Below are 21151 nucleotides of genomic sequence, written 5' to 3' on the forward strand. Positions count from 1 at the left end.
GCCGCTGCCACCACAGGAGCAGGTCGACCCCTTCCGGGGAGCGGGCCAGCCACTCCTGCCAGTCCGCCACGTCACTGCCCCAGAGTTCCTCCAGGTGCTTGCGGGCGGCGATCGCCTCCCGGTCCTCGTGCGCTTCCTCCGCCCGCGGTGCGGTGCCGTCCGACGCGGCCGGTGCGGGCGCGCGGTTCCTCGTACGACGTGTGGTCCATGGCCGTCTCATGTGTCGCCGCCCCCTGTCCGTCCGCTCGTCCCGTCAGGCGGCCGATGGTAGGCCGGGGCGCGGCGGCGGCGCCCGCTCATTTCGCGGCGGGGGCCTTCGCGGGCGGGCCGGCGGCGGCGCGCAGCCGGTTGAACTCCGCGACGTGCTGTCTGTGTTCCTCGTAGGTCGCCGAGAAGCGGGTGTCGCCGGGCTTGACGGTGACGAAGAACAGCCAGTCGCCGGGTGTCGGTGCGACGGCGGCGGCCAGGGCCCGCAGGCCCGGGCTGTCGATGGGGGTGGGCGGCAAGCCCTGGCGCGCGTAGGTGTTGAAGGGGTGGTCGATGCGGGTGTCGCCGAGCGTGGTGTCCACGGTGGTGCGGCCCAGGGCGTAGTTGATGGTGGAGTCCATCTGGAGCGGCATCGACTTCGCCAGCCGGTTGTGCACGACCCGGGAGACCTTGCCCATGTCGGCCGGGTCGTCGGCCTCCGCCTCGATGACGCTGGCGAGGGTGGCCGTCTGGTACGGGGTCATCCCGTGCGCCTTGGCGCCGTCGGCGACAGCCTTGGTGGCGAGCTTCCGGTGGGCCGTGCGCACCATGAACGAGAGCAGCGAGGCCGGGGTGGACTCCTTGGTCACCGGGTAGGTCGCCGGGAAGAGGTAGCCCTCCGGGTTGCCCTTCGCCTCCGCCGGCAGGTCCAGGGACGCCGTGGCGACGGCCGCCTTGGTGGTACCCGCGGGGAGCCGCAGTTCGCGGTCGACGGCGGCGTAGACCTGGGCGGCCCGCCAGCCTTCGGGGATCAGCAACTGGCGTGGCTTCTCGGGCGGTTCGTCCTCCGGCAGCAGGGGCCCGATCACCAGCGCGGCGAGCCCGATGCCGAGGAGCGCGCCGAGGAGGAGCACCAGGCGGCCCCGCCGGGTGAGCCGGGAGCGGCGCGGTGGAGGCCGGTGCGGCTGGTAGGGCCGGTACGGCCGGTGCTCGTCAGGCATGCGGGCACGTTAACCGGCGAACCAGCACCTTTCGGGCGTCACACCCCGCTCCAGTCGTACGATCACACGTTCACCGGAGTGGGTACGGGGTCCCCCGCGGACTCCCCCGCGGGCCCTCTCCCGGAGTCGCCGCGCTCCCGGTCGGGCGCATGGGCGGCGGCGTCCCGGTCCCGGCGGACCAGTGCGGCGTAGCGGCCGCCGGCCCCCAGCAGTTCCTCGTGGGTCCCGCGCTCGGCGATCCGTCCGGCGTCCAGGACCACGATCTGGTCGGCGTCGCGGATGGTGGAGAGGCGGTGGGCGATGGTGATGGTGGTGCGGCCCTTGGAGAGGTTGTCGATGGCCCGCTGCACGGCGTGCTCGGTGCGGGTGTCCAGGGCGCTGGTGGCCTCGTCGAGGATGAGCACCGGCGGGTCGCGCAGGATCGTGCGCGCGATGGCCAGGCGCTGCTTCTCGCCGCCGGAGAAACGGTAGCCGCGCTCGCCGACCAGGGTTTCGTAGCCGTCGGGCAGGGACTCGATGTGGTCGTGGATCTGCGCCGCGCGGGCCGCCTCGACGATCTCCTCCTGCGTGGCGTCCGGTTTGGCGAAGCGCAGGTTGTCGGCGACCGAGGCGTGGAAGAGGTAGGTCTCCTGGGAGACGACGCCTATGGACCGGGCCAGCGAGTCGAAGTCGAGGTCGCGCACGTCGACCCCGTCGAGGGCGACCCGTCCGCCGGTCACGTCGTAGAGCCTCGGCACCAGGTAGCTGAGGGTGCTCTTGCCGGATCCGGTGGGGCCGACCACGGCGAGGGAGCCGCCGGCCGGGACGGTGATGTCGATGCCGGTGAGGGTGGGGCCGGTCTTCGCCTCGTAGGCGAAGTGGACGTCCTCCAGGCGGATCTCGCCCCGGGCGCGGTCCAGCCGCACGGGCTCCTCCCGCTCGGTGATGTCCACCGGCAGGTCGAGGTACTCGAAGATCCGGGCGAACAGCGCGAGCGAGGTCTGGATCTGCACACCGGTCGACAGCAGGCTCACGGCGGGCCGGAACAGGCCCTGCTGGAGGGTGACGAAGGCGACGAGGGTGCCGACGGAGAGCGAGGGCGCACCGGTCTGCAGGGCGATTCCGGCGGCCCAGTAGATCAGCGCGGGCATGGCGGCCATGACGATGCCGATGGTGGACATCCGCCAGCGCCCGGCCATGCTGGAGCGCACCTCCAGGCCGACGAGCTTCTCGGACTCCTCGGCGAAGGCGTCGGTGAGGGACTGGGAGCGGCCCATGGTGCGGCCGAGCAGGATGCCGCTGACCGAGAGGGACTCGGTGACGGTCGCGGCCATGGCGGCCATCTGCTTCTGCCGCTGCGTGGTGATCTTCTTGCGCTCGTTGCCGACGCGGCGGCTGATCCACACGAACACCGGCAGCAGCAGGAGGGAGACCGCGGTCAACCGCCAGTCGAGCGCGAGCATCGCGACGACGGTGGCGATCACGGCGGTCAGGTTCGACACGAGCGAGGTCGCGGTCGAGGTGACGGTGGCCTGCATGCCGCCGATGTCGTTGGCTATCCGGGACTGCACCTCGCCGGTGCGGGTCCGGGTGAAGAAGGCCAGCGGCATCCGCTGGAGCTGGGCGTAGACGGCGGTGCGCAGGTCGTGCATGACGCGCTGGCCGACCGTGGTGGAGATCAGCGTCTGGAGCACGCCGAAGACGCTGGTCACGACCGCCGTGAGGATCATGCCGAGCGCGAGCAGGCTGAGCAGCCCGGTCCGGCCCTGGGGGATCGCGACGTCCAGGATCTCCTTGAGCAGGAACGGCGAGGCCACGCCGACCAGCGAGGAGGCGCCGACGAGCGCTCCGACCGCGGCGAGCCGGCCGCGGTAGGGGCGGAACAGGCCGAGGATGCGGCGCAGCTCGCGGGGGCGGTCCGCCGGGGCGGGGCGGGTGGGGTCGAGGGCTTCGTTCGATGGGGTCCACTTCGGTTCGTCGTGGGGCATGGGCCTCCTTCAGGCGGGACTGTGATGAGCCTAGCTCATTGTTACCTATACTCACAATGAATCCGGTCCTGATACTGTTCCCAGTATGAGCACCGGTTCCGAGACCGACACCCGCGATTCCACCGACGGCGTCCTCGCCGAGCAGCTGCTGCGCCTCACGCGCCGGCTCCACCGCATCCAGAAGCGGCACATGGAGCCCCTCGGGATCACCCCCGCCCAGGGCCGGCTGCTGCGCCTCGTCTCCCACTACGGCGGGGACCAGCCGCCCCGAATGGCCGACCTGGCGACGCGCCTTGAGGTGGTGCCCCGTGCCGTGACCACCCTCGTGGACGGGCTGGAGACGGCCGACTGCGTGCGCCGCGTGCCCGACCCCGCGAACCGCCGCGTGATCCGCATCGAGCTCACCGAAACCGGTCGCGCCACGCTGCGCCGTCTGCGCAACGCGCGGACCGACGCCGCAGAGGAGATCCTTGCTCCATTGACCGCCGGACAGCGCGAGGTGCTCGGCGGCCTGCTGAACGCGCTCACGGACGCTCCCGCCGAGCGCCGCTGCTGAGACGGGCGGTGCGGGCACCGGACCCGGCGCCCGCACCGGACCGCGACGGACGAAGGGGCTGCTCATGCCGCTGCTGGAACCCAAGCCGGGAGCCCTGCGCCCGCGCGGCACCGGCGCCCCCGCCCCCGACCGGGTCCCCGAGCACCTGGCCGGCGGCACCCCGCCGGCCCTGCGCGCCGAGCTGAGCGAGCTGCTCGGCGCCGAGAAGGTGCTGTGGAAGGTCTCCGACCTGGTCCGCTACGCCACCGACGCCTCCCCCTACCGGTTCGTCCCGCAGGTCGTGGTGGTGGCCGAGGACATCGACGACGTCTCCGCGGTCCTCTCGTACGCCCACGGCAAGCAGCGCGAGGTGGTCTTCCGGGCGGCCGGGACCTCCCTGAACGGCCAGGCGCAGGGCGAGGACATCCTCGTCGACGTACGCCGCCACTGGGCCGGCGTCGAGGTCCTGGAGGACGGCCGGCGCGCCCGGATCCGGCCCGGCACCACCGTGTTCCGGGCCAATGCCGCCCTCGCCCGGCACGGCCGGATCCTCGGCCCCGACCCGGCCAGCGCCGTCGCCTGCACCCTCGGCGGGGTCGTCGCCAACAACTCCTCCGGCATGACGGCCGGGACCACGAGGAACTCGTACCGCACCCTGTCCTCCCTCACCCTGGTCCTGCCGACCGGCACCGTCGTGGACACCGCCGACCCGCTCGCGGACGAGGAGCTGGCCCGCGCGGAACCGGGCCTGTGCCACGGGCTGATGGAGCTCAAGCGGGAGATCGAGGCGGATCCGGCCCTCGTCGCCCGGATCCGGGCCAAGTACGAGATCAAGAACACCACCGGCTACCGTCTCGACGCCTACCTGGACGGCACCACGCCCGTCGAGATCCTGCGCGGCCTGATGGTCGGCTCGGAGGGCACGCTCGGCTTCATCGCCGAGGTCGTCTTCGACACGCTGCCCCTGGACCGCGAGCTCACGAGCGCGCTGCTCTTCTTCCCGTCCCTGCCCGCCGCGGCCGCCGCCGTGCCGCTGTTCAACGACGCGGGAGCCATCGCCGTCGAGCTGATGGACGGGAACACCCTGCGCGCCTCGGTCAGCGTCGCGGGCGTACCCGCCGACTGGGCGGAGCTGCCGAAGGACACCGCCGCGCTGCTGGTGGAGTTCCGGGCGCCGGACGCGGCGGCCCGCGCCGAGTACGAGCGCCGCGCGGCCGCGGTGCTGCCCGCGCTGGAGCTGGTCGCGCCGGTCGCCTCCGTCACCAACGCCTTCACGGGCGACCCGGCCGCCATCGCCGGGTACTGGAAGGCCCGCAAGGCCTTCGTCACCGCCGTCGGCGGGGCCCGCCCGCCCGGCACCACCCTGATCACCGAGGACTTCGCGGTGCCGCCGTCGCGGCTGGCGGAGGCCTGCGAGGCGCTGCTGGCGCTCCAGGCGGAGCACGGCTTCGACGCGGCCGTCGCCGGTCACGCCGCCCACGGCAACCTGCACTTCCTGCTCGCCTTCGACGCCGCCGAACCCGCCGACGTCGACCGGTACGCGGCCTTCATGGACGCCTTCTGCCACCTCACGGTGGAGCGGTTCGACGGCTCGCTGAAGGCGGAGCACTCCACCGGCCGCAACATGGCCCCCTTCCTGGAGCTGGAGTGGGGGGCGAAGGCGGCCGACCTCATGTGGCGCACCAAGCGGCTCCTCGACCCGGACTCGGTGCTGGCCCCGCGCGTCCTGCTCGACCGGGACCCGCTGGCCCACCTGCGCGGGCTGAAGACGATCCCGCGGGTGGAGGACGTGGCCGACCCCTGCATCGAGTGCGGGTTCTGCGAACCGACCTGCCCCAGCGGGGACCTGACGACCACTCCGCGCCAGCGGATCGTGCTGCGCCGCGAGATGACGCGGCAGCGTCCGGGCTCCCCGGTGGTCGCCGAACTGCTCGACGCCTACGGCTACGACGCCGTCGACACCTGCGCGGGCGACTCCACCTGCATGCTCGCCTGCCCGGTCGGGATCGACACCGGCGCGCTGATGCGGGACTTCCGCCACCGCCGGCACGGCGCGGCCGAGGAGCGGGCCGCCGAGCTGGCCGCCCGGCGGTTCCGCGTCGTCGAGGCCGGTGCCCGGCTGGCCGTGGCCGCCTCCGGGAAGATCACGCACGCCCTCGGGGACCGGGTGCTGGAGGCGGTCACGGGGGCGGCGCGCAGGGCCGTACGACCCGACCTGGTGCCCGAGTGGCTGCCGCAGGTGCCCGGGGCCGCCGCGCGGCGGCTGCCCGCGACCCGGCGGGTGGGCGCGGCCGCCGTGTACTACCCGGCCTGCGTCAACCGGATCTTCGGCGGGCCCCCGGGAGACCCCGGGCCGTCGCTGCCGGAGGCGGTGGTGGCCGTGTCGGAACGGGCCGGGAAGCCGGTGTGGATCCCCCGCGACGTGGCCGGGACCTGCTGCGCGACGATCTGGCACTCCAAGGGCTACGAGGCCGGCAACCGGCTGATGGCCAACCGGATCGTCGAGGCCGCCTGGGGCTGGACGGCCGGGGGCCGGCTCCCGCTGGTGGTCGACGCGTCCTCCTGCACCCTGGGCCTCGCCCGCGAGGTGGTCCCGTTCCTGACCGCGGACAACCTCGCCCTCCACGCCGGGCTGCGGATCGTCGACTCCGTCGTCTGGGCGGCGGAAGAACTGCTGCCGCACCTGGAGGTCCGGCGCGCCGTCGGCTCGGCCGTCCTCCACCCGACCTGCTCGACGCGGCACCTCGGCGACGAGGCGCAGCTGCGGGTCGTGGCCGGGGCCTGCGCCGCGGAGGTGGTGGTCCCGGACGACGCGGGCTGCTGCGCCTTCGCGGGCGACCGGGGGATGCTGCACCCGGAGCTGACGGCCGCGGCGACGGCGCGGGAGGCCGCGGAGGTGACGGCACGCCAGTTCGACGCGTACCTGTCGGCGAACCGGATGTGCGAGGTGGGCATGGACCGGGCCACGGGCCGCCCCTACCACTCGGTGCTGGTCGAGCTGGAGCGCGCGACGCGCCCCTGAACGAGCCCGGCGCACAAGGGGGCGCGTGCGCCGGAACAGGCGCCGTGCGCGCGCCCCCGGGCCGGAAAATCGATTGCCGGGGTCCGGTCCATGAGACGAACCTTGCGCGGGTTGCACTCATTCGACCACTCATGGGGCGTCATGCAGATCAGCGATCTTCCCTATCCGGATCCCGGGGTACCCGACGCCCGCTCCGGTCCCCGGTTCCTCTGGTGGCTGGGCCGGGGACAGCTCGGCGGCCAGGCCCGGAGCCTGGCCTGGGGCCTGGTGCACTTCTGCGGGGTCGCCGGGCTCCCGTACACCGTCGGGGTGGGCGTCGAGGCCGTCGTGGACCGCGACGGGGCCGGACTGCTGCTGGCCGGCGGCCTGCTGCTGCTCTTCGGTACGGCCATCTCGGCCGGCGACGCCATGCTCCACCGCACCGCCGTCACCAACTGGATCACCGCGGCCGCCCGGGTGCAGCAGCTGCTCGCCCGGAAGACCGCCGAGCTGGGCTCCGCGCTGACCCGCCGGGTCGCGGCGGGAGAAGTCACCACCGTCTCAACGGGTGACGTGGAAAAAATTGGATGGTTCGTCGAGGCGGTGTCCCGCTTCCTCGCCGCCGCCTTCGCGGTCGTCGCCCTCTGCGTGGGCCTGCTCTTCTACGCGCCGGCCATCGGCGTGGTCGTCGCGGCGGGCGTGCCGGTGCTCGCCCTGTCGGTGCTACCGCTGCTGCCGCGCGCCACGCGGCGCGCCGACCTCCAGCGGGAGAAGGCGGGCAGGGCCACCGAGCTGGCCTCGGACACCGTGGCGGGCCTGCGGGTGCTGCGCGGCATCGGCGGTGAGGAACTGTTCCTGGGCCGCTACCGGGAGGCCTCCCAGGAGGTCCGCGAGGCGGCCGTGCGCAGCGCCCGGATGTGGGCGCTGATCTCCGCGATCCAGGTGCTGCTGCCGGGCGCCCTGCTGATCACCGTGGTCTGGTACGGCGCGGTGCTGGTGCGGGACGGCCGGCTGGCGGTCGGCGAACTCGTCGCGGCCTTCAGCGCCGTGGCCACGATGCTGTACCCGTTGCGGCACTTCGAGGAGATCGCGCAGGCCTACTCCTTCTCGCGGCCGTCGGCCGCGCGTGCGGCGCGCGTGCTGTCGCTGACGCGTACGGAGGAGGGGGCGGAGGCTCCCTCGGCCGTACCGGCGGCCGCTCCGGCGCCGGGCGGGGACCTGTACGACCCGGGGACGGGGCTGCTGGCCCCGGGCGGGCGGTTCACGGCGGTCGTGTGCGGGGACCCGGACCTGGCGGGACGGCTCGCGGAGCGGCTCGGCGGGCATCCGGTGGACGGCGCGGGCGCGGCGGCCCCGGTGCTGCTGGGCGGGGTCGCGCTGGACGAACTCGCGCTGGACGCGGCGCGCGGGCTGGTCCTCGTACAGGACAAGGATCCGGTGCTGTTGTCCGGGACGCTGCGGGAGCTGTTCGACGTACCGGCCTCAGGGTCGGTCACGGCGGCCGCCGCGCTGGCCGCCGCCCGGTGCGGGGACGTCCTGGACGCCCTGCTCCAGTCGGCTCCCGAGGGCGTGGAGGACCCGATGGACGCCCGGATCACCGAGCGCGGCCGGTCCCTGTCGGGCGGGCAGCGCCAGCGGCTCGCGCTGGCCAGGTCCCTGGTGACCGACCCGGAGGTGCTGGTGCTGGACGAGCCGACGTCGGCGGTGGACTCGCACACCGAGGCGCGGATCGCCCAGGGGATCGCGCAGCTGCGCGCCGGGCGCACGACGGTGGTGCTGGCCTCCTCGCCGCTGCTGCTGGACCGCGCGGACCGGGTCGTCCTGGTCCACGAGGGGAAGGCGGTGGCGGCGGGCACCCACCGGGAGCTGATGCGCGGCGAACCCCGATACCGGGAGGTCGTCACCCGGGAGACGGAAGAGGAACAGCGGTCGGCCGCGTCCGGCGCGTCCGTACCGGCCGAGGAACTCACAGGGATCGAGGAATCCGCATGATCGGCGTGGCTCCGCCGCAACACGACCCGGCGGCCCCCGAGACGGCCGCCACCCTGCCGGTGGGCACGTCGGCGACCGTACGGGGCTACGTGCGCGGGCTGCTGCTGCGGCACCGGCGGGCCTTCGTCCTGCTGGTGACGGTCAACGCCGTCGCCGTGGTCGCCTCCATGGCCGGCCCGTACCTGCTGGGGCAGGTCGTGGACGACCTCTCGGCGGGGGCGCGCGAACTCCACCTGGGGCGCGTGGCCCTGCTGTTCGCGGTGGCACTGGCCGTGCAGACCTGCTTCGTGCGGCTGGTGCGGCTGCGCGGGGCGATGCTCGGCGAGGAGATGCTGGCCGACCTGCGCGAGGACTTTCTGGTGCGGTCGGTCGGCCTGCCGCCGGGCGTCCTGGAGCGGGCCGGCACCGGCGACCTGCTGTCGCGGATCACCACCGACATCGACCGGCTGGCCAACGCGATGCGCGAGGCCGTGCCGCAGCTGGCGATCGGCGTCGTGTGGGCCGGGCTGCTGTACGGCGCGCTCGCGGTCACCGCGCCGCCGCTGGCGCTGGCCGCGCTGGTCGCGCTGCCGGTGCTGGTCGTCGGATGCCGCTGGTACTTCCGGCGGGCCCCCTCGGCCTACCGTTCGGAGTCCGCCGGGTACGCGGCGGTCGCGGCCGTGCTGACCGAGACGGTCGACGCGGGGCGCACCGTCGAGGCGCACCGCCTGGGCGGGCGGCGGATCGAGCTGTCGGAGCGGCGGATCAAGGAGTGGACGGCGTGGGAGCGGTACACCCTGTTCCTGCGGACGGTCCTGTTCCCCGTCGTCAACGTCACCTATGTGACGATCCTCGGCGCGGTGCTGCTGGTGGGCGGCTACTGCGTGCTGCAGGGCTGGATGTCGGTGGGCCAGCTGACCACGGGGGCGCTGCTGGCGCAGATGATGGTCGACCCGATCGGCCTGATCCTGCGCTGGTACGACGAGCTGCAGATCGCGCAGGTGTCGCTGGCGCGGCTGGTGGGGGTGCGGGAGATCGAGCCGGACGCCGGTGACCGGGCGGTCGCCCCGGAGGGCCGGGACGTGCGGGCGCAGGAGGTCCGCTTCGGCTACCGGGAGGGCGTGGACGTCCTGCACCGGGTGTCGATGTCGGTGCCGCCGGGCACCCGGATGGCGCTGGTGGGGCCTTCGGGGGCGGGCAAGTCCACGCTGGGCCGGCTGCTGGCGGGCGTCTACGCGCCGCGGACGGGCGAGGTCACGCTCGGCGGGGCCCGGCTGTCGCGGATGCCGGCGGAGCGGGTGCGCGAGCACGTGGCGCTGGTCAACCAGGAGCACCACGTGTTCGTGGGGACCCTGCGGGACAACCTGCGGCTGGCCCGGACGGGTGCGGCGGACGCCGAGCTGTGGGCGGCGCTGGGTGCGGTGGACGCCGACGGCTGGGCGCGGGCCCTGGAGGCGGGACTGGACACCGAGGTGGGCTCCGGCGGGAGCGCGCTGACCCCGGCCCAGGCCCAGCAGGTCGCGCTGGCGCGGCTGGTGCTCGCGGATCCCCACACGCTGGTGCTGGACGAGGCGACCTCGCTGCTGGACCCGCGTGCGGCCCGGCACCTGGAGCGTTCGCTGGCGCGGGTGCTGGACGGCCGCACCGTCATCGCGATCGCGCACCGGCTGCACACCGCGCACGACGCGGACGTGATCGCGGTGGTCGAGGGCGGCCGGATCAGCGAACTCGGCTCGCACGACGAACTGGTGGCGGCCGACGGGGCGTACGCGGCCCTGTGGCGGTCCTGGCACGGCTGACGCGGCCGGGGGCGGCGGCGGCCGGGGCGCGGTTGGCGCGGCCGGGCGCGGCGGCCGGGGGCGGCGGCGGCCGGGGCTCAGATGAAGCCGAGGGGCCGCCGCGCCGCCCATGCCGCCGAGCAGCATGAAGACCGGCATGAGCACCTTGAGCTCGACCCAGCTCCCGGCGCGGAAGCGCATCATCTTCGGCGGGCCCACCGCGTACCAGCGCTTCCCGGCGATGGGCAGGGGCCACAGGACCGGGCAGCCGGAGACCGTCAGCGCGTCGCCGATGTCGTGGACCAGCGCGCCGAGCACGACCGGCAGGCCGAGCCAGAGGTACTCCTGACCCGGGCCGGTGAACAGCCAGCCCGCGCCGTTGCCCGGCTCGGCGAGCACCCCGGCCAGGATCCACGCGCTGGTCGCGCCGAGGAGCCAGACCAGGACGTCGCTGGACATCCGGGCCGCCCGCCACAGCAGGCCCTCGACGGCCAGCACCAGGTGGACGAAGAGCAGGGCCAGCACGCCCCAGCGGTCGAAGCCGACCGCGACGGCCGAGGAACCGGCGCCTATCAGCACGGCCCAGAGCCAGGTGTGGGTCAGGGTGCGGTGGCCCCCGCTGCGGCGGGCGTCGCGCGGGGAGCGGGTCGCCTTGTAGACGGCGTAGGAGAGCTTGTCGACCACCTCGCACAGGCCCCGGGAAAGGGGGCCGAAGGCGCGTGAGATCGTCGCCGACTTGTGGTCGAGGTCGGGGGCGAGGGCCGCTCCGGCGCAGATGAGGGCGCCGACGACCAGCACGGGCCAGGGCATCGGGTGTCCGAACGCCGCCGCGGCCGCGCCCACCCCCAGCCAGGCCGCCGCCCCTGACAGTGAGTGTGCCGGCCCCATCATGGTCGTTCCCCGCCCCGGTCCTGTCGTGGTGGGGCCCTGTGGAGGGTTCCGGTCGGGCCGCCGCGACGGCCCAGCGTACCCGCGGTGATCTTCGTTCCGTCCGCCGGTTCCCTCTTCCGGGGGGAAGCCAGGCAAGATGGGGGGCGTGACCCTCATTGATCAGCTCCCGCCGACCGCCGACCCCGACGCCCTCTTCGAGGCCTTCTCCTCGTGGGCGGAGGACCAGGGCATCACCCTGTACCCGGCACAGGAGGAGGCGCTGATCGAGGTCGTCTCCGGCGCGAACGTGATCCTGTCGACCCCGACCGGCTCCGGCAAGAGCCTCGTGGCGGCCGGCGCGCACTTCACCGCGCTGGCCCAGGACAAGGTCACCTTCTACACCGCGCCCATCAAGGCGCTGGTGTCGGAGAAGTTCTTCGACCTGTGCAAGCTCTTCGGCACCGAGAACGTCGGCATGCTGACCGGCGACGCGTCCGTGAACGCCGACGCCCCGGTGATCTGCTGCACCGCCGAGGTGCTGGCCTCCATCGCCCTGCGCGACGGCAAGTACGCCGACATCGGCCAGGTCGTGATGGACGAGTTCCACTTCTACGCGGAGCCGGACCGCGGCTGGGCCTGGCAGATCCCGCTGCTGGAACTGCCCCAGGCGCAGTTCGTCCTGATGTCGGCGACCCTCGGCGACGTGAAGCGGTTCGAGGAGGACCTGACCCGCCGGACCGGCCGCCCGACCTCGGTGGTGCGCTCCGCGACCCGGCCCGTGCCGCTCTCGTACGAGTACGTGACCACGCCGATCACCGACACCATCACCGAGCTGCTGGAGACCCGGCAGGCCCCGGTCTACATCGTGCACTTCACCCAGGCCCAGGCGGTCGAGCGGGCGCAGTCGCTGATGAGCATCAACATGTGCACCCGCGAGGAGAAGGACAAGATCGCGGAGCTGATCGGCAACTTCCGCTTCACCACCAAGTTCGGCCAGAACCTCTCCCGCTACGTCCGCCACGGCATCGGCGTCCACCACGCGGGCATGCTGCCCAAGTACCGGCGCCTGGTCGAGAAGCTGGCCCAGGCCGGCCTGCTGAAGGTCATCTGCGGCACCGACACCCTCGGTGTCGGCGTCAACGTCCCCATCCGCACGGTGCTGTTCACCGCGCTCACCAAGTACGACGGCAACCGCGTCCGCACGCTGCGCGCGCGGGAGTTCCACCAGATCGCCGGCCGGGCCGGCCGGGCCGGGTTCGACACCGCCGGCTTCGTGGTCGCGCAGGCACCCGAGCACGTCATCGAGAACGAGAAGGCCCTCGCGAAGGCCGGCGACGACCCGAAGAAGCGCCGCAAGGTGGTCCGCAAGAAGGCCCCCGAGGGCTTCGTGGCCTGGTCGGACACCACCTTCGAGAAGCTGATCGCGGCCGACCCGGAGCCGCTGACCTCGCGCTTCAAGGTCACCAACATCATGCTGCTGTCGGTGATCGCCCGGCCCGGGGACGCCTTCCAGGCGATGCGCCACCTCCTGGAGGACAACCACGAGCCGCGCAAGGCCCAGCTGCGCCACATCCGCCGGGCCATCGCGATCTACCGTTCGCTGCTGGACGGCGGTGTCGTCGAGAAGCTCGACACCCCGGACGCCGAGGGCCGCACGATCCGGCTCACCGTCGACCTCCAGCAGGACTTCGCGCTGAACCAGCCGCTGTCCACCTTCGCGCTGGCCGCGTTCGACCTGCTGGACCCGGAGTCGCCCTCCTACGCCCTGGACATGGTCTCCGTCGTCGAGTCCACGCTGGACGACCCGCGCCAGATCCTGGCGGCCCAGCAGAACAAGGAGCGGGGCATCGCGGTCGGCGCGATGAAGGCCGACGGGATCGAGTACGAGGAGCGGATGGAGCGCCTCCAGGAGGTGACCTACCCCAAGCCCCTCGAAGAGCTGCTCGTCCACGCCTACGACGTCTACAGCAAGAGCCACCCGTGGGTGCGGGACCACCCCGTCTCCCCGAAGTCGATCATCCGCGACATGTACGAGCGCGCGATGACCTTCACCGAGTTCACCTCCTTCTACGAGCTGGCCCGTACCGAGGGCATCGTGCTGCGCTACCTGGCGAGCGCGTACAAGGCGCTGGACCACACGATCCCCGACGACCTGAAGTCCGAGGACCTGGAAGACCTCATCGCCTGGCTGGGCGAGCTGGTCCGCCAGGTCGACTCCAGCCTCCTCGACGAGTGGGAGCAGCTGGCGAACCCGGAGGTGGAGACGGCGGAGCAGGCCCAGGAGAAGGCCGACCAGGTCAAGCCGGTCACGGCCAACTCCCGCGCCTTCCGCGTGCTGGTCCGCAACGCGATGTTCCGCCGGGTCGAGCTGGCGGCCCTGGACCACGTCGACCAGCTGGGCGAGCTGGACGCCGAGTCCGGCTGGGACGCCGATGCCTGGGGCGAGGCCATGGACGCGTACTGGGACGAGTACGAAGACCTCGGCACCGGCCCCGACGCGCGCGGCCCGAGGCTCCTGCAGATCGAGGAGGACCCGGCGCACGGCCTGTGGCGCGTCCGCCAGACCTTCGCCGACCCGAACGGCGACCATGGCTGGGGCATCAGCGCCGAGGTCGACCTCGCCGCGTCCGACGAGGAGGGCCGGGCCGTCATCCGGGTCACCTCGGTCGGCGAGCTCGGCGAGCTCTGACCGCAATCCGCACGCCACCGCGGGCGGCCCCGCCCGGCCCGCCGGACCCGACAGTGGAGAACCTGTGATGACGAACCCCGCCGAGAGACTGGTCGATCTGCTCGACTTGGAGCAGATCGAGGTCAACATCTTCCGGGGGGCCAGCCCCCAGGAGTCCCTCCAGCGCGTGTTCGGCGGGCAGGTCGCCGGCCAGGCGCTGGTGGCCGCCGGCCGGACCACCGAGAGCGACCGGCCGGTCCACTCCCTGCACTCGTACTTCCTGCGCCCGGGCATTCCGGGGGTACCGATCGTGTACCAGGTGGAGCGGGTACGTGACGGGCGCTCCTTCACCACGCGCCGGGTCACCGCCGTCCAGCAGGGCAAGACCATCTTCAACCTGACCGCCTCCTTCCATCACCCGGAGGAGGGCAGCATCGAGCACCAGCTGCCTCCCCGCCTCGACTTCCCGCACCCGGACACGCTCCCGAAGGTCGCGGACGAGATCCGCGAGCACCTGGGCACCCTGCCTGAGGCGCTGGAGCGGATGGCCCGCCGCCAGCCCTTCGACATCCGGTACGTGGACCGGCTCCGCTGGACCCCCGAGGAGCTCAAGGACGCCGATCCGCGCAGCGCGGTGTGGATGCGGGCGGTCGGCCCGCTGGGTGACGACCCGCTCGTGCACACCTGCGCCCTCACCTACGCCAGTGACATGACCCTCCTCGACGCCGTGCGCATTCCCGTCGAGCCGCTGTGGGGCATGCGCGGTTTCGACATGGCCTCGCTGGACCACGCCATGTGGTTCCACCGGCCGTTCCGGGCCGACGAGTGGTTCCTGTACGACCAGGAGTCGCCCATCGCCCACGGTGGCCGGGGGCTCGCCCGCGGCCGCATCTACGACCTGGAGGGCAGGCTGCTGGTGTCCGTGGTGCAGGAGGGCCTCTTCCGCCCGTACCCGGCGGAGAAGGCCAGGCCCGCCGTTTCGCCCCAGTGACACCCGGGACGCCGGCGAGGTCCCGGGCACCCGCCCCCCTCCTGAGCGTCCCCCTCCTGAGCACCCGCTCCGTCCCGACCACCCGCCCGACCGCCCGCCTCACCGAAGAGCTGATCGCACCGATGCCGACCCCGGCCCTCCCCTGCCCCTGCGGGCTGCCCGCCTCCTACGCGGACTGCTGCGGCCGCTTCCACTCCGGCGCCCGGCAGGCGCCCACCGCCGAGCTGCTGATGCGGTCCCGCTTCAGCGCCTTCGCGGTCGGCGACACCGCCTACCTCATGCGCTCCTGGCACCCCTCGACCCGCCCGGGCCGGCTGGACCTGGATCCGGACCAGCGCTGGGAGCGCCTGGAGATCCTCGCCACCGAGCGCGGCGGGATGTTCGAGACGGAGGGGTCGGTGGAGTTCCGCGCCCACTACCGCGAGGGCGGCCACACCGGCTCGCTGCACGAGCACAGCTCCTTCTCCCGCGAGGGCGGGGCCTGGGTCTACGTCGGCCCCCTCTCCCCCGTCGAGTTCGACTGACCGCGCGCGCCGGCCAGGGCGGAGTCCAGGCCGGCGCGGTAGCCGCGCACCTCCTCCGGCGGCTCCGCCAGCAGCAGCCGCCGGGCCACCGCCTCGGCCGCCGGAACCCGGGGGTGGCCGTAGGGCGGGGGCGGGGCGAGGGCGGCGAGCACGATCCGCTCCGCCGGGTCGGGCACGGCCGCCCGCACCTCCTCCTCCGGGAGCACGGACGCCAGTACCGCCGCCCGCGCCCAGGGGTCGGCGGTCCGTCTCAGCAGCAGCCCCACGTGCCGCTCCCGCCACCTGCGCGGCCGCAGGTCCGCCCCGGCCGCCATCAGCTCCCGGTCCTCCGGGGGCGCTGCCCCGCTCAGCAGCCCCGGCTCCCGGGCGGCGAACTCCCGCAGCTCCGCGGCCAGGTAGAGCCAGACGACGGCCCGGTAGCGGTTGATCCGGTAGCCGACGGGCGTGAGGTGCCCGCAGCGCGCGAGCCGGGTGAACCGGCTCGGCCCCACCTCCAGCACCCGCGCCCCCGCGTCGGCGCCGGCCGTGGTCTCGACCCGCGCGCGCAGCTCCCGCGGGAACCCCTCCCCCGCCCTGACCCGGTCCAGCTCGGCCCGGGTGAAGCGGACGGCCCCGCCCGCCGAGCGCGGGCCGGAGCGGACCAGCCCCAGCTGGACGGCCCGGGCGAACTCGCCCCGGCTCAGCCCCAGTTCTCCAGCGGCGCGGATCCCGCTGAGCGGCGCGCACGCCGACGTCTCCACCTTCATCACAGTCCTCCCCCACGAGCGCCGATCACTCTGTGTGAAGACCGTAACCGGGAGTGAAGTCGGCGCGCGAGGCCTGTGGAAAACCCTGACCGGGGCCCGCCGTCAGCCCCCCGTGATCCGCCGCTCCGCGACGCCCAGGTGCTCCCCGACCCGGTTGACCAGCAGCGTCATCTCGTACGCCACCTGCACGATGTCGGCCTCCGCGGCGCTCAGTGCGCACAGGCAGCTGCCGGAGCCGGCCGCCACCACGAAGAGGAACCCTTCGTCGTACTCGACCATCGTCTGACGGACCTCGCCCGCCCGGAAGTGCCGGCCGGAGCCCTTCGCGAGGCTCTGCAGACCGGCGGCGACGGCCGCCAGGTGCTCCGCGTCCTCCCGTGCCAGCCCCGCGCTCGCGGCCGTCACCAGCCCGTCGTTCGACAGGACCACCGCGTGCCGGACCTGCTGGACCCTGCGCGTCAGATCGTCCAACAGCCAGTCGAGCTGCTTGTCCAGTGCCATTTCCAGCCCCTCCCCGTTGACCCGGCCGACGTGGCCGCGGCCCGCCCCGCTTGGTCGTGCCGCAAGCCTTCCCCACCAGGGGCTTTCCGGCAAGGAGGATGGACGCATGGCACGGAAGATGACTCAAGAGGAATGGCGGGCGTTCGGCCGCCGCCGCGCCCGCGCCCCGACGCCGTCCGCGGCCGGCGGGGACGGAAGGCCGCACACCGCTCCCATCTGCTCCGTTCCGACCGCGGGTGCCGTCGTCTTCACCACCGGCGAGAAGGCCGTCAAGGGGCGGAATCCGGCCCCTTGACGGCCCGGTCCGCACCGCGGCGGCCTACGGGCCGACGGCGTCGAGGAGCCGGGCCGTGTGCACCCGGCCCGCGTACTCCACCAGCCTGATCAGCACTTCCTTCCCCGAGTCCTTGTCCCGCGCGTCGCACAGCACGACTGGGGTCCCCTGCTCCAGGTCCAGCGCACGCGACACCTCGTCCGAGGCGTAACTGCGGGCGCCGGTGAAGCAGTTGACGGCCACCACGAAGGGGATCCGCCGGTGCTCGAAGTAGTCCACCGCCGGGAAGCAGTCCTCCAGCCGCCGGGTGTCGGCGAGGACGACCGCCCCGAGCGCGCCCTGCGACAGTTCGTCCCACAGGAACCAGAACCGGTCCTGGCCGGGGGTCCCGAACAGGTAGAGCGACAGGCCCGCCCGGATGGTGATCCGGCCGAAGTCCATGGCCACGGTGGTCGTGGTCTTCTGGTCCACCCCTCCCGTGTCGTCGACGAGTTCGCCCGCCTCGCTCAGCAGCTCCTCCGTGCGCAGCGGCCTGATCTCGCTGACCGCGCCCACGAGCGTGGTCTTGCCGACGCCGAAGCCGCCGGCCACGAGGATCTTCAGGGCGAGCGCGGCGAGTTCCTCCTCGGACGCGGCGCCCGCGCCGGAACTCCCGGGACCCGTCGGGCCGTTGTCGTGCAGTCCCATCACAGTGCTCGCAATCCCTCGATGACTTCCCGCAGAATCCGCTCGTCCGGCAGCTGCGCGGGCGGCACCGGCCGGCTGACCCGCACGTGTCCCGCCTCCAGCAGGTCGCCGAGCAGCACCCGCACCACGCCCACCGGCAGGTCCGCCTCGGCGGCGAGCTCCGCGACCGACTGCGTCTCGGAGCGGCAGAGCCCGAGCAGGGTCCGGTGCTCCGGGCCGAGCAGGGCCTCGTCCCGCGCGCCGGCCGCCTCCGGATCCACCACGACCAGGGCGATCAGGTCGAACCGGACGCCGTGCGGGCCCGGTTTCGTACGCCCTCCGGTCATGGCGTACGGGCGGACCAGCGGGCCCGCCTCGGCGTCGTACCACTGGCCGTCCATGTGCCGGACCGCCGTCCTCACCCGGCCGCCGGGGGGCGGGCCGCAAACCGGGGCGGCGTGTAGAGGTGTTCGCCGACCCGTTTGACCAGCCGGGCCATCTCGTACGCGATCAGCCCGATGTCGGCGCCGGCGGTGCTGAGGACGGCCAGGCAGGAGCCGTCCCCGGCCGCCGCGACGAAGAGGAACCCCTCGTCCATCTCGACCATCGTCTGCCGCACGGTCCCGGCGTGGAAGTGCCGTCCGGCGCCCTTGGCGAGGCTGTGGAAGCCGGAGGCGACCGCCGCGAGGTGCTCGGCGTCCTCCCGGCCGAGGGCGCTGGAGGAGCCCACCGCCAGCCCGTCGTTGGACAGCACCACCGCGTGGCGGACCTCGCGGACCCGCACGACGAGTTCGTCGAGCAGCCAGTCCAGTTCGCCGGATCTGCGGATGCCGTCGAGGGCGGTCCTGTGGTGTTCGGTCATCACACGTCTCCTTCGGTGCCTGCGTGGGGGGAATCGTCCCGGGAGCCGCGCGCCCACCCGGCCCGGTAGGCGGCCATCCGGTCGCGCGCCTGCTCCGGACTGCGGTCCGGGGGGTCCGCGGGGGGCCGTGCGCCGGCCGGGGCCCAGTCGGCCGCGGGGCCCTCGCGCAGCTGCGGTAACAGACTGGCCTGACGTATGCGGCGCGGCAGTTCGGTCACCGAGGCGGCCGGAGCGACCGGCGCGGGCGCGGCCCGCGGAGCGTGGCTGCCGGTGCGGCTGCCGGTGCGTACGGACGACCGTGACGCCGGGGCCGCGCGGCCCGCAGCGGCGCCACGGGGGCGGGTACCGGGGCCGTCCGCGGTCCCGGCGCCGGGCCCGGGCGCCGACTCCGCCGCGAGAGCGGCCGAAGGCGCGGGCACGACCGACGGCGCGGGCGCGACCGAGGGCGCGGGCTCCGGGCCGGCGGCGGCCGCGGGCGGGGCCTCGATCGCCCCCTGGAGCAGGGAGTTGGGCAGCAGCACCACGGCGGTGGTGCCCCCGTACGGCGAGGGCCGCAGGTGGACCTGGATCCCGTGGCGCGCCGCGAGCCGGCTGACCACGAACAGGCCGAGCCGGTCGCTGTCGAAGAGGTCGAGGTCCTCGCAGTGCTCGATCCTGCGGTTGGCCTCCGCGAGCGCCTCGCGGCCCATGCCGAGTCCCCGGTCCTCGACCTCCAGGACGTAGCCGGCGCCGACGGGTTCGCCGCTGACGCGGACCCTGGTGTGCGGCGGGGAGAACTGGGTGGCGTTCTCGATCAGTTCGGCGAGCAGGTGGGTGAGGTCGGCGACGGATCCGCCCCCGACGGCCGCCTCGGCCAGCCGGCGGACCTCCACGCGCGGATAGTCCTCGATCTCCGAGACGGCGGCGCGCACCACGTTGGTCAGCGGCACCGGCATCCGCCAGGCCCGCCCCGGGGCCGCGCCCGAGAGGATGATCAGGCTTTCGGCGTGGCGGCGCATCCGGGTGGTGAGGTGGTCGAGGCGGAAGAGGTCGCCGAGTTCGCCCGGGTCGTCGGCGCGGCGCTCCATCGAGTCGAGCAGGTCGAGCTGCTTGTGCACCAGGACCTGGCTGCGCCGGGCGAGGTTGACGAAGACCCCGCTCACCCCGCTGGCGAGTTCGGCGCGTTCGACGGCGGCGCTGAGGGCGGCCCGGTGGACGGTGGACAGGGCTTCGCCGACCTGCGCGATCTCGTCCTCGGCGGGCGGCCCGGACGGGGCCTCGGCCTCGACGTCGATGTCCGCTGCCCGTCCGGCGCGCAGCCGTTCCATGGCATGCGGGAGCTTGCGGTGGGCGATCTCCAGTGCGGTGTTGCGCAGCGAGACCCAGCTCCCACCCACCCGGGCACCGGCCGATCCGCACGGAGATCACCAGCGAGGCCGCCACCGCCGCCAGGCCCAGCAGCACCGCGGCGCCGGCCGGGCTGAACGCGCCGTCGGCGAGCGGGTCGGCGCGCCCGGCCGACCGGGCGTGCGCGGCCTGCCGCACCTCGCGCATCGAGCCGCTCACGGCCGCGTGGGCGGAGTCCCAGCCGGCGGGCACGCCGCGGACCTCGCGCGCCGCCGATGCGGCCGCCGACGCCGCTGGGGCGGAGGTCGCGGCGGCGGGGACGGGGTTCGGGGCCGGTGCGGGGGCCGCGGCCAGGGCCCGGTCCTCGGCGGCGGTGAGCTCGGCGTAGGGGGTGCCCTTCGAGACGGCCTCCCAGACGGAACGCTGGGCCGCCGGCAGGTCCCGCGCGGTGGCGGCGGTGAGGGTGCGGCGGGCCTCCACGGCTCCGGCCAGACGGCGCTGCGCGTCGGCGGTGCGGGGGCCGGGCAGGGCCAGCAGCGCGTCCTCCCGGGACAGCAGCTCGCCTGCCCGGGCGAACTCCAGCAGCACCCGGGCGTCGGCGCCGAGTTCGGCGTCGGAGCCGCCGGAGAGGGCGCCCTCGGCGGCGAGGGCGGAGTCGGCGACGCGGGTGTAGGTCTCGTAGGCGCCCTCGGGGGTGGCGCGGCGGGCGGCGACGTCCTTGCGGGCGGGGCCGAGGGCCTCCGCGGCGGCGACGAAGGCCCCGAGGCGGGCGACGGTGTCGGTGCGGTAGTCGCCGGAGTCGGCGACGGTGTGCCGGTCGCCGAGGCGCAGCCGGCGTACGGCCTCGTCGGTGCGGCGGGACTGCTGTTCGAGGGCGGATGCCTCGCCGGAGGCGGGGTCGGCCAGGAAGCGGACGGCGGCCCGGCGCTCGGCCTGGATCTCGGTGAGGGCGGCGGCGACGGGGGTGCGTATCTCGGCGTCGACCTGGCGGACCCTGCTGAGCCGGGCCATGTCCTGGGCGGTGCTGACGGTGGCGAAGCCCCAGAGGGCGAGCAGGGAGACGACCGGGACCATCAGCAGGCAGACGATCTTCGCCCGGACGGTGGCGGGCCGCAGCCGCTCCCACGGCCCGCCGGTCCGGCCGCTGCCGGCGCCACCGGCCGGGGCGGGGCGGGGTGCGGGCTCCGGCGGTTCGGCGGCGGGGGGACCGGCGTGGGCGCGGCGGCCGCGCGACGGGGGTTCGGGGAGCCGTGAACGGCGCGGCTTCCGGTCTGCTGCGGGGTC

General features: G+C 74.1%; 17 protein-coding genes and 3 pseudogenes. 9 read left to right on the forward strand and 11 right to left on the reverse strand.

Annotated features, from left to right (window positions below; genetic code table 11):
• The 3 genes from SSNG_RS41795 to SSNG_RS04490 form a co-directional block, all read right to left on the reverse strand.
• Positions 1-220, reverse strand: a 220-nt coding sequence (locus SSNG_RS41795) for a hypothetical protein (RefSeq protein WP_165364971.1), incomplete at its 3' end; no start/stop codon positions are given.
• Positions 221-296: 76 nt separating this feature from the next.
• A complete protein-coding gene (gene mltG / locus SSNG_RS04485; protein ID WP_042800530.1) occupies positions 297-1187 on the reverse strand; it encodes an endolytic transglycosylase MltG in 891 nt (296 codons plus the stop codon).
• A 62-nt stretch (positions 1188-1249) separates the two neighbouring features.
• The gene (locus tag SSNG_RS04490; RefSeq protein ID WP_007262614.1) at positions 1250-3154 is read right to left on the reverse strand and encodes an ABC transporter ATP-binding protein; all 1905 of its coding nucleotides are present in this window, start codon (positions 3152-3154) and stop codon (positions 1250-1252) included.
• 85 nt (positions 3155-3239) lie between these two features.
• On the opposite strand from SSNG_RS04490, the gene SSNG_RS04495 reads away from it, so the two are divergent.
• The 4 genes from SSNG_RS04495 to SSNG_RS04510 all read left to right on the forward strand — a co-directional run bounded on the left by SSNG_RS04495 (position 3240) and on the right by SSNG_RS04510 (position 10460).
• Entirely contained in the window at positions 3240-3710 is a 471-nt protein-coding gene (locus SSNG_RS04495; RefSeq protein ID WP_007262615.1) for a MarR family transcriptional regulator, read from the forward strand.
• A gap of 64 nt (positions 3711-3774) precedes the next feature.
• A complete protein-coding gene (locus SSNG_RS04500; protein ID WP_042800531.1) occupies positions 3775-6711 on the forward strand; it encodes an FAD-binding and (Fe-S)-binding domain-containing protein in 2937 nt (978 codons plus the stop codon).
• A gap of 141 nt (positions 6712-6852) precedes the next feature.
• Positions 6853-8682, forward strand: coding sequence for an ABC transporter ATP-binding protein (locus SSNG_RS04505; protein ID WP_007262617.1), 1830 nt, complete (start codon positions 6853-6855; stop codon positions 8680-8682).
• The gene (locus SSNG_RS04510) at positions 8679-10460 is read left to right on the forward strand and encodes an ABC transporter ATP-binding protein (protein WP_007262618.1); all 1782 of its coding nucleotides are present in this window, start codon (positions 8679-8681) and stop codon (positions 10458-10460) included. The genes SSNG_RS04505 and SSNG_RS04510 overlap by 4 nt, the downstream gene beginning before the upstream one ends.
• A 93-nt stretch (positions 10461-10553) precedes the next feature.
• On the opposite strand, the pseudogene SSNG_RS39125 reads toward SSNG_RS04510, so the two are convergent.
• Positions 10554-11330 (reverse strand): annotated as a pseudogene (locus SSNG_RS39125) (metal-dependent hydrolase); the annotation flags it as partial.
• Between the two features lie 84 nt (positions 11331-11414).
• On the opposite strand from SSNG_RS39125, the pseudogene SSNG_RS04525 reads away from it, so the two are divergent.
• From SSNG_RS04525 to SSNG_RS04535, 3 genes and pseudogenes are all read left to right on the forward strand, one after another.
• A pseudogene (locus SSNG_RS04525) lies at positions 11415-13998 on the forward strand (DUF3516 domain-containing protein).
• A 67-nt stretch (positions 13999-14065) separates the two neighbouring features.
• A complete protein-coding gene (locus SSNG_RS04530; RefSeq protein WP_007262621.1) occupies positions 14066-14968 on the forward strand; it encodes an acyl-CoA thioesterase II in 903 nt (300 codons plus the stop codon).
• Positions 14969-15090: 122 nt separating this feature from the next.
• The gene (locus SSNG_RS04535; protein WP_042802934.1) at positions 15091-15492 is read left to right on the forward strand and encodes a YchJ family metal-binding protein; all 402 of its coding nucleotides are present in this window, start codon (positions 15091-15093) and stop codon (positions 15490-15492) included.
• Here SSNG_RS04535 and SSNG_RS04540 read toward each other — a convergent pair.
• Together SSNG_RS04540 and SSNG_RS04545 are read right to left on the reverse strand one after the other, a co-directional pair.
• The gene (locus SSNG_RS04540) at positions 15456-16238 is read right to left on the reverse strand and encodes a DUF6397 family protein (protein WP_050779548.1); all 783 of its coding nucleotides are present in this window, start codon (positions 16236-16238) and stop codon (positions 15456-15458) included. The two genes, SSNG_RS04535 and SSNG_RS04540, sit on opposite strands and share 37 nt — an antisense overlap.
• Before the next feature lie 102 nt (positions 16239-16340).
• Positions 16341-16739 (reverse strand): roadblock/LC7 domain-containing protein, encoded by a 399-nt coding sequence (locus SSNG_RS04545; RefSeq protein ID WP_042800536.1) that lies wholly within the window; start codon positions 16737-16739, stop codon positions 16341-16343.
• 106 nt (positions 16740-16845) lie between these two features.
• Here SSNG_RS04545 and SSNG_RS04550 point away from each other — a divergent pair, with 106 nt between their 5' ends.
• Entirely contained in the window at positions 16846-17034 is a 189-nt protein-coding gene (locus SSNG_RS04550) for a hypothetical protein (RefSeq protein WP_007262625.1), read from the forward strand.
• 24 nt (positions 17035-17058) lie between these two features.
• Here the strand turns inward: SSNG_RS04550 and SSNG_RS04555 are convergent, their stop codons facing one another.
• The 5 genes and pseudogenes from SSNG_RS04555 to SSNG_RS45195 all read right to left on the reverse strand — a co-directional run.
• Positions 17059-17700 (reverse strand): ATP/GTP-binding protein, encoded by a 642-nt coding sequence (locus tag SSNG_RS04555; RefSeq protein ID WP_007262626.1) that lies wholly within the window; start codon positions 17698-17700, stop codon positions 17059-17061.
• The gene (locus SSNG_RS04560; protein ID WP_042800537.1) at positions 17700-18080 is read right to left on the reverse strand and encodes a DUF742 domain-containing protein; all 381 of its coding nucleotides are present in this window, start codon (positions 18078-18080) and stop codon (positions 17700-17702) included. Before SSNG_RS04560 ends, SSNG_RS04555 begins: the two co-directional genes overlap by 1 nt.
• Before the next feature lie 17 nt (positions 18081-18097).
• Positions 18098-18541 (reverse strand): roadblock/LC7 domain-containing protein, encoded by a 444-nt coding sequence (locus tag SSNG_RS04565; protein ID WP_007262628.1) that lies wholly within the window; start codon positions 18539-18541, stop codon positions 18098-18100.
• Positions 18541-19917, reverse strand: coding sequence for an ATP-binding protein (locus SSNG_RS45190; protein WP_007262629.1), 1377 nt, complete (start codon positions 19915-19917; stop codon positions 18541-18543). The genes SSNG_RS04565 and SSNG_RS45190 overlap by 1 nt, the downstream gene beginning before the upstream one ends.
• Positions 19918-20104: 187 nt before the next feature.
• Positions 20105-20773 (reverse strand): annotated as a pseudogene (locus tag SSNG_RS45195) (nitrate- and nitrite sensing domain-containing protein); the annotation flags it as partial.
• On the opposite strand from SSNG_RS45195, the gene SSNG_RS45200 reads away from it, so the two are divergent.
• Entirely contained in the window at positions 20678-21121 is a 444-nt protein-coding gene (locus tag SSNG_RS45200; protein WP_347232440.1) for a hypothetical protein, read from the forward strand. The pseudogene SSNG_RS45195 and the gene SSNG_RS45200 overlap by 96 nt on opposite strands.
• Positions 21122-21151 lie beyond the last annotated feature (30 nt).

The organism is Streptomyces sp. C, from assembly GCF_000158895.1.
GTDB lineage: Bacteria > Actinomycetota > Actinomycetes > Streptomycetales > Streptomycetaceae > Streptomyces > Streptomyces racemochromogenes.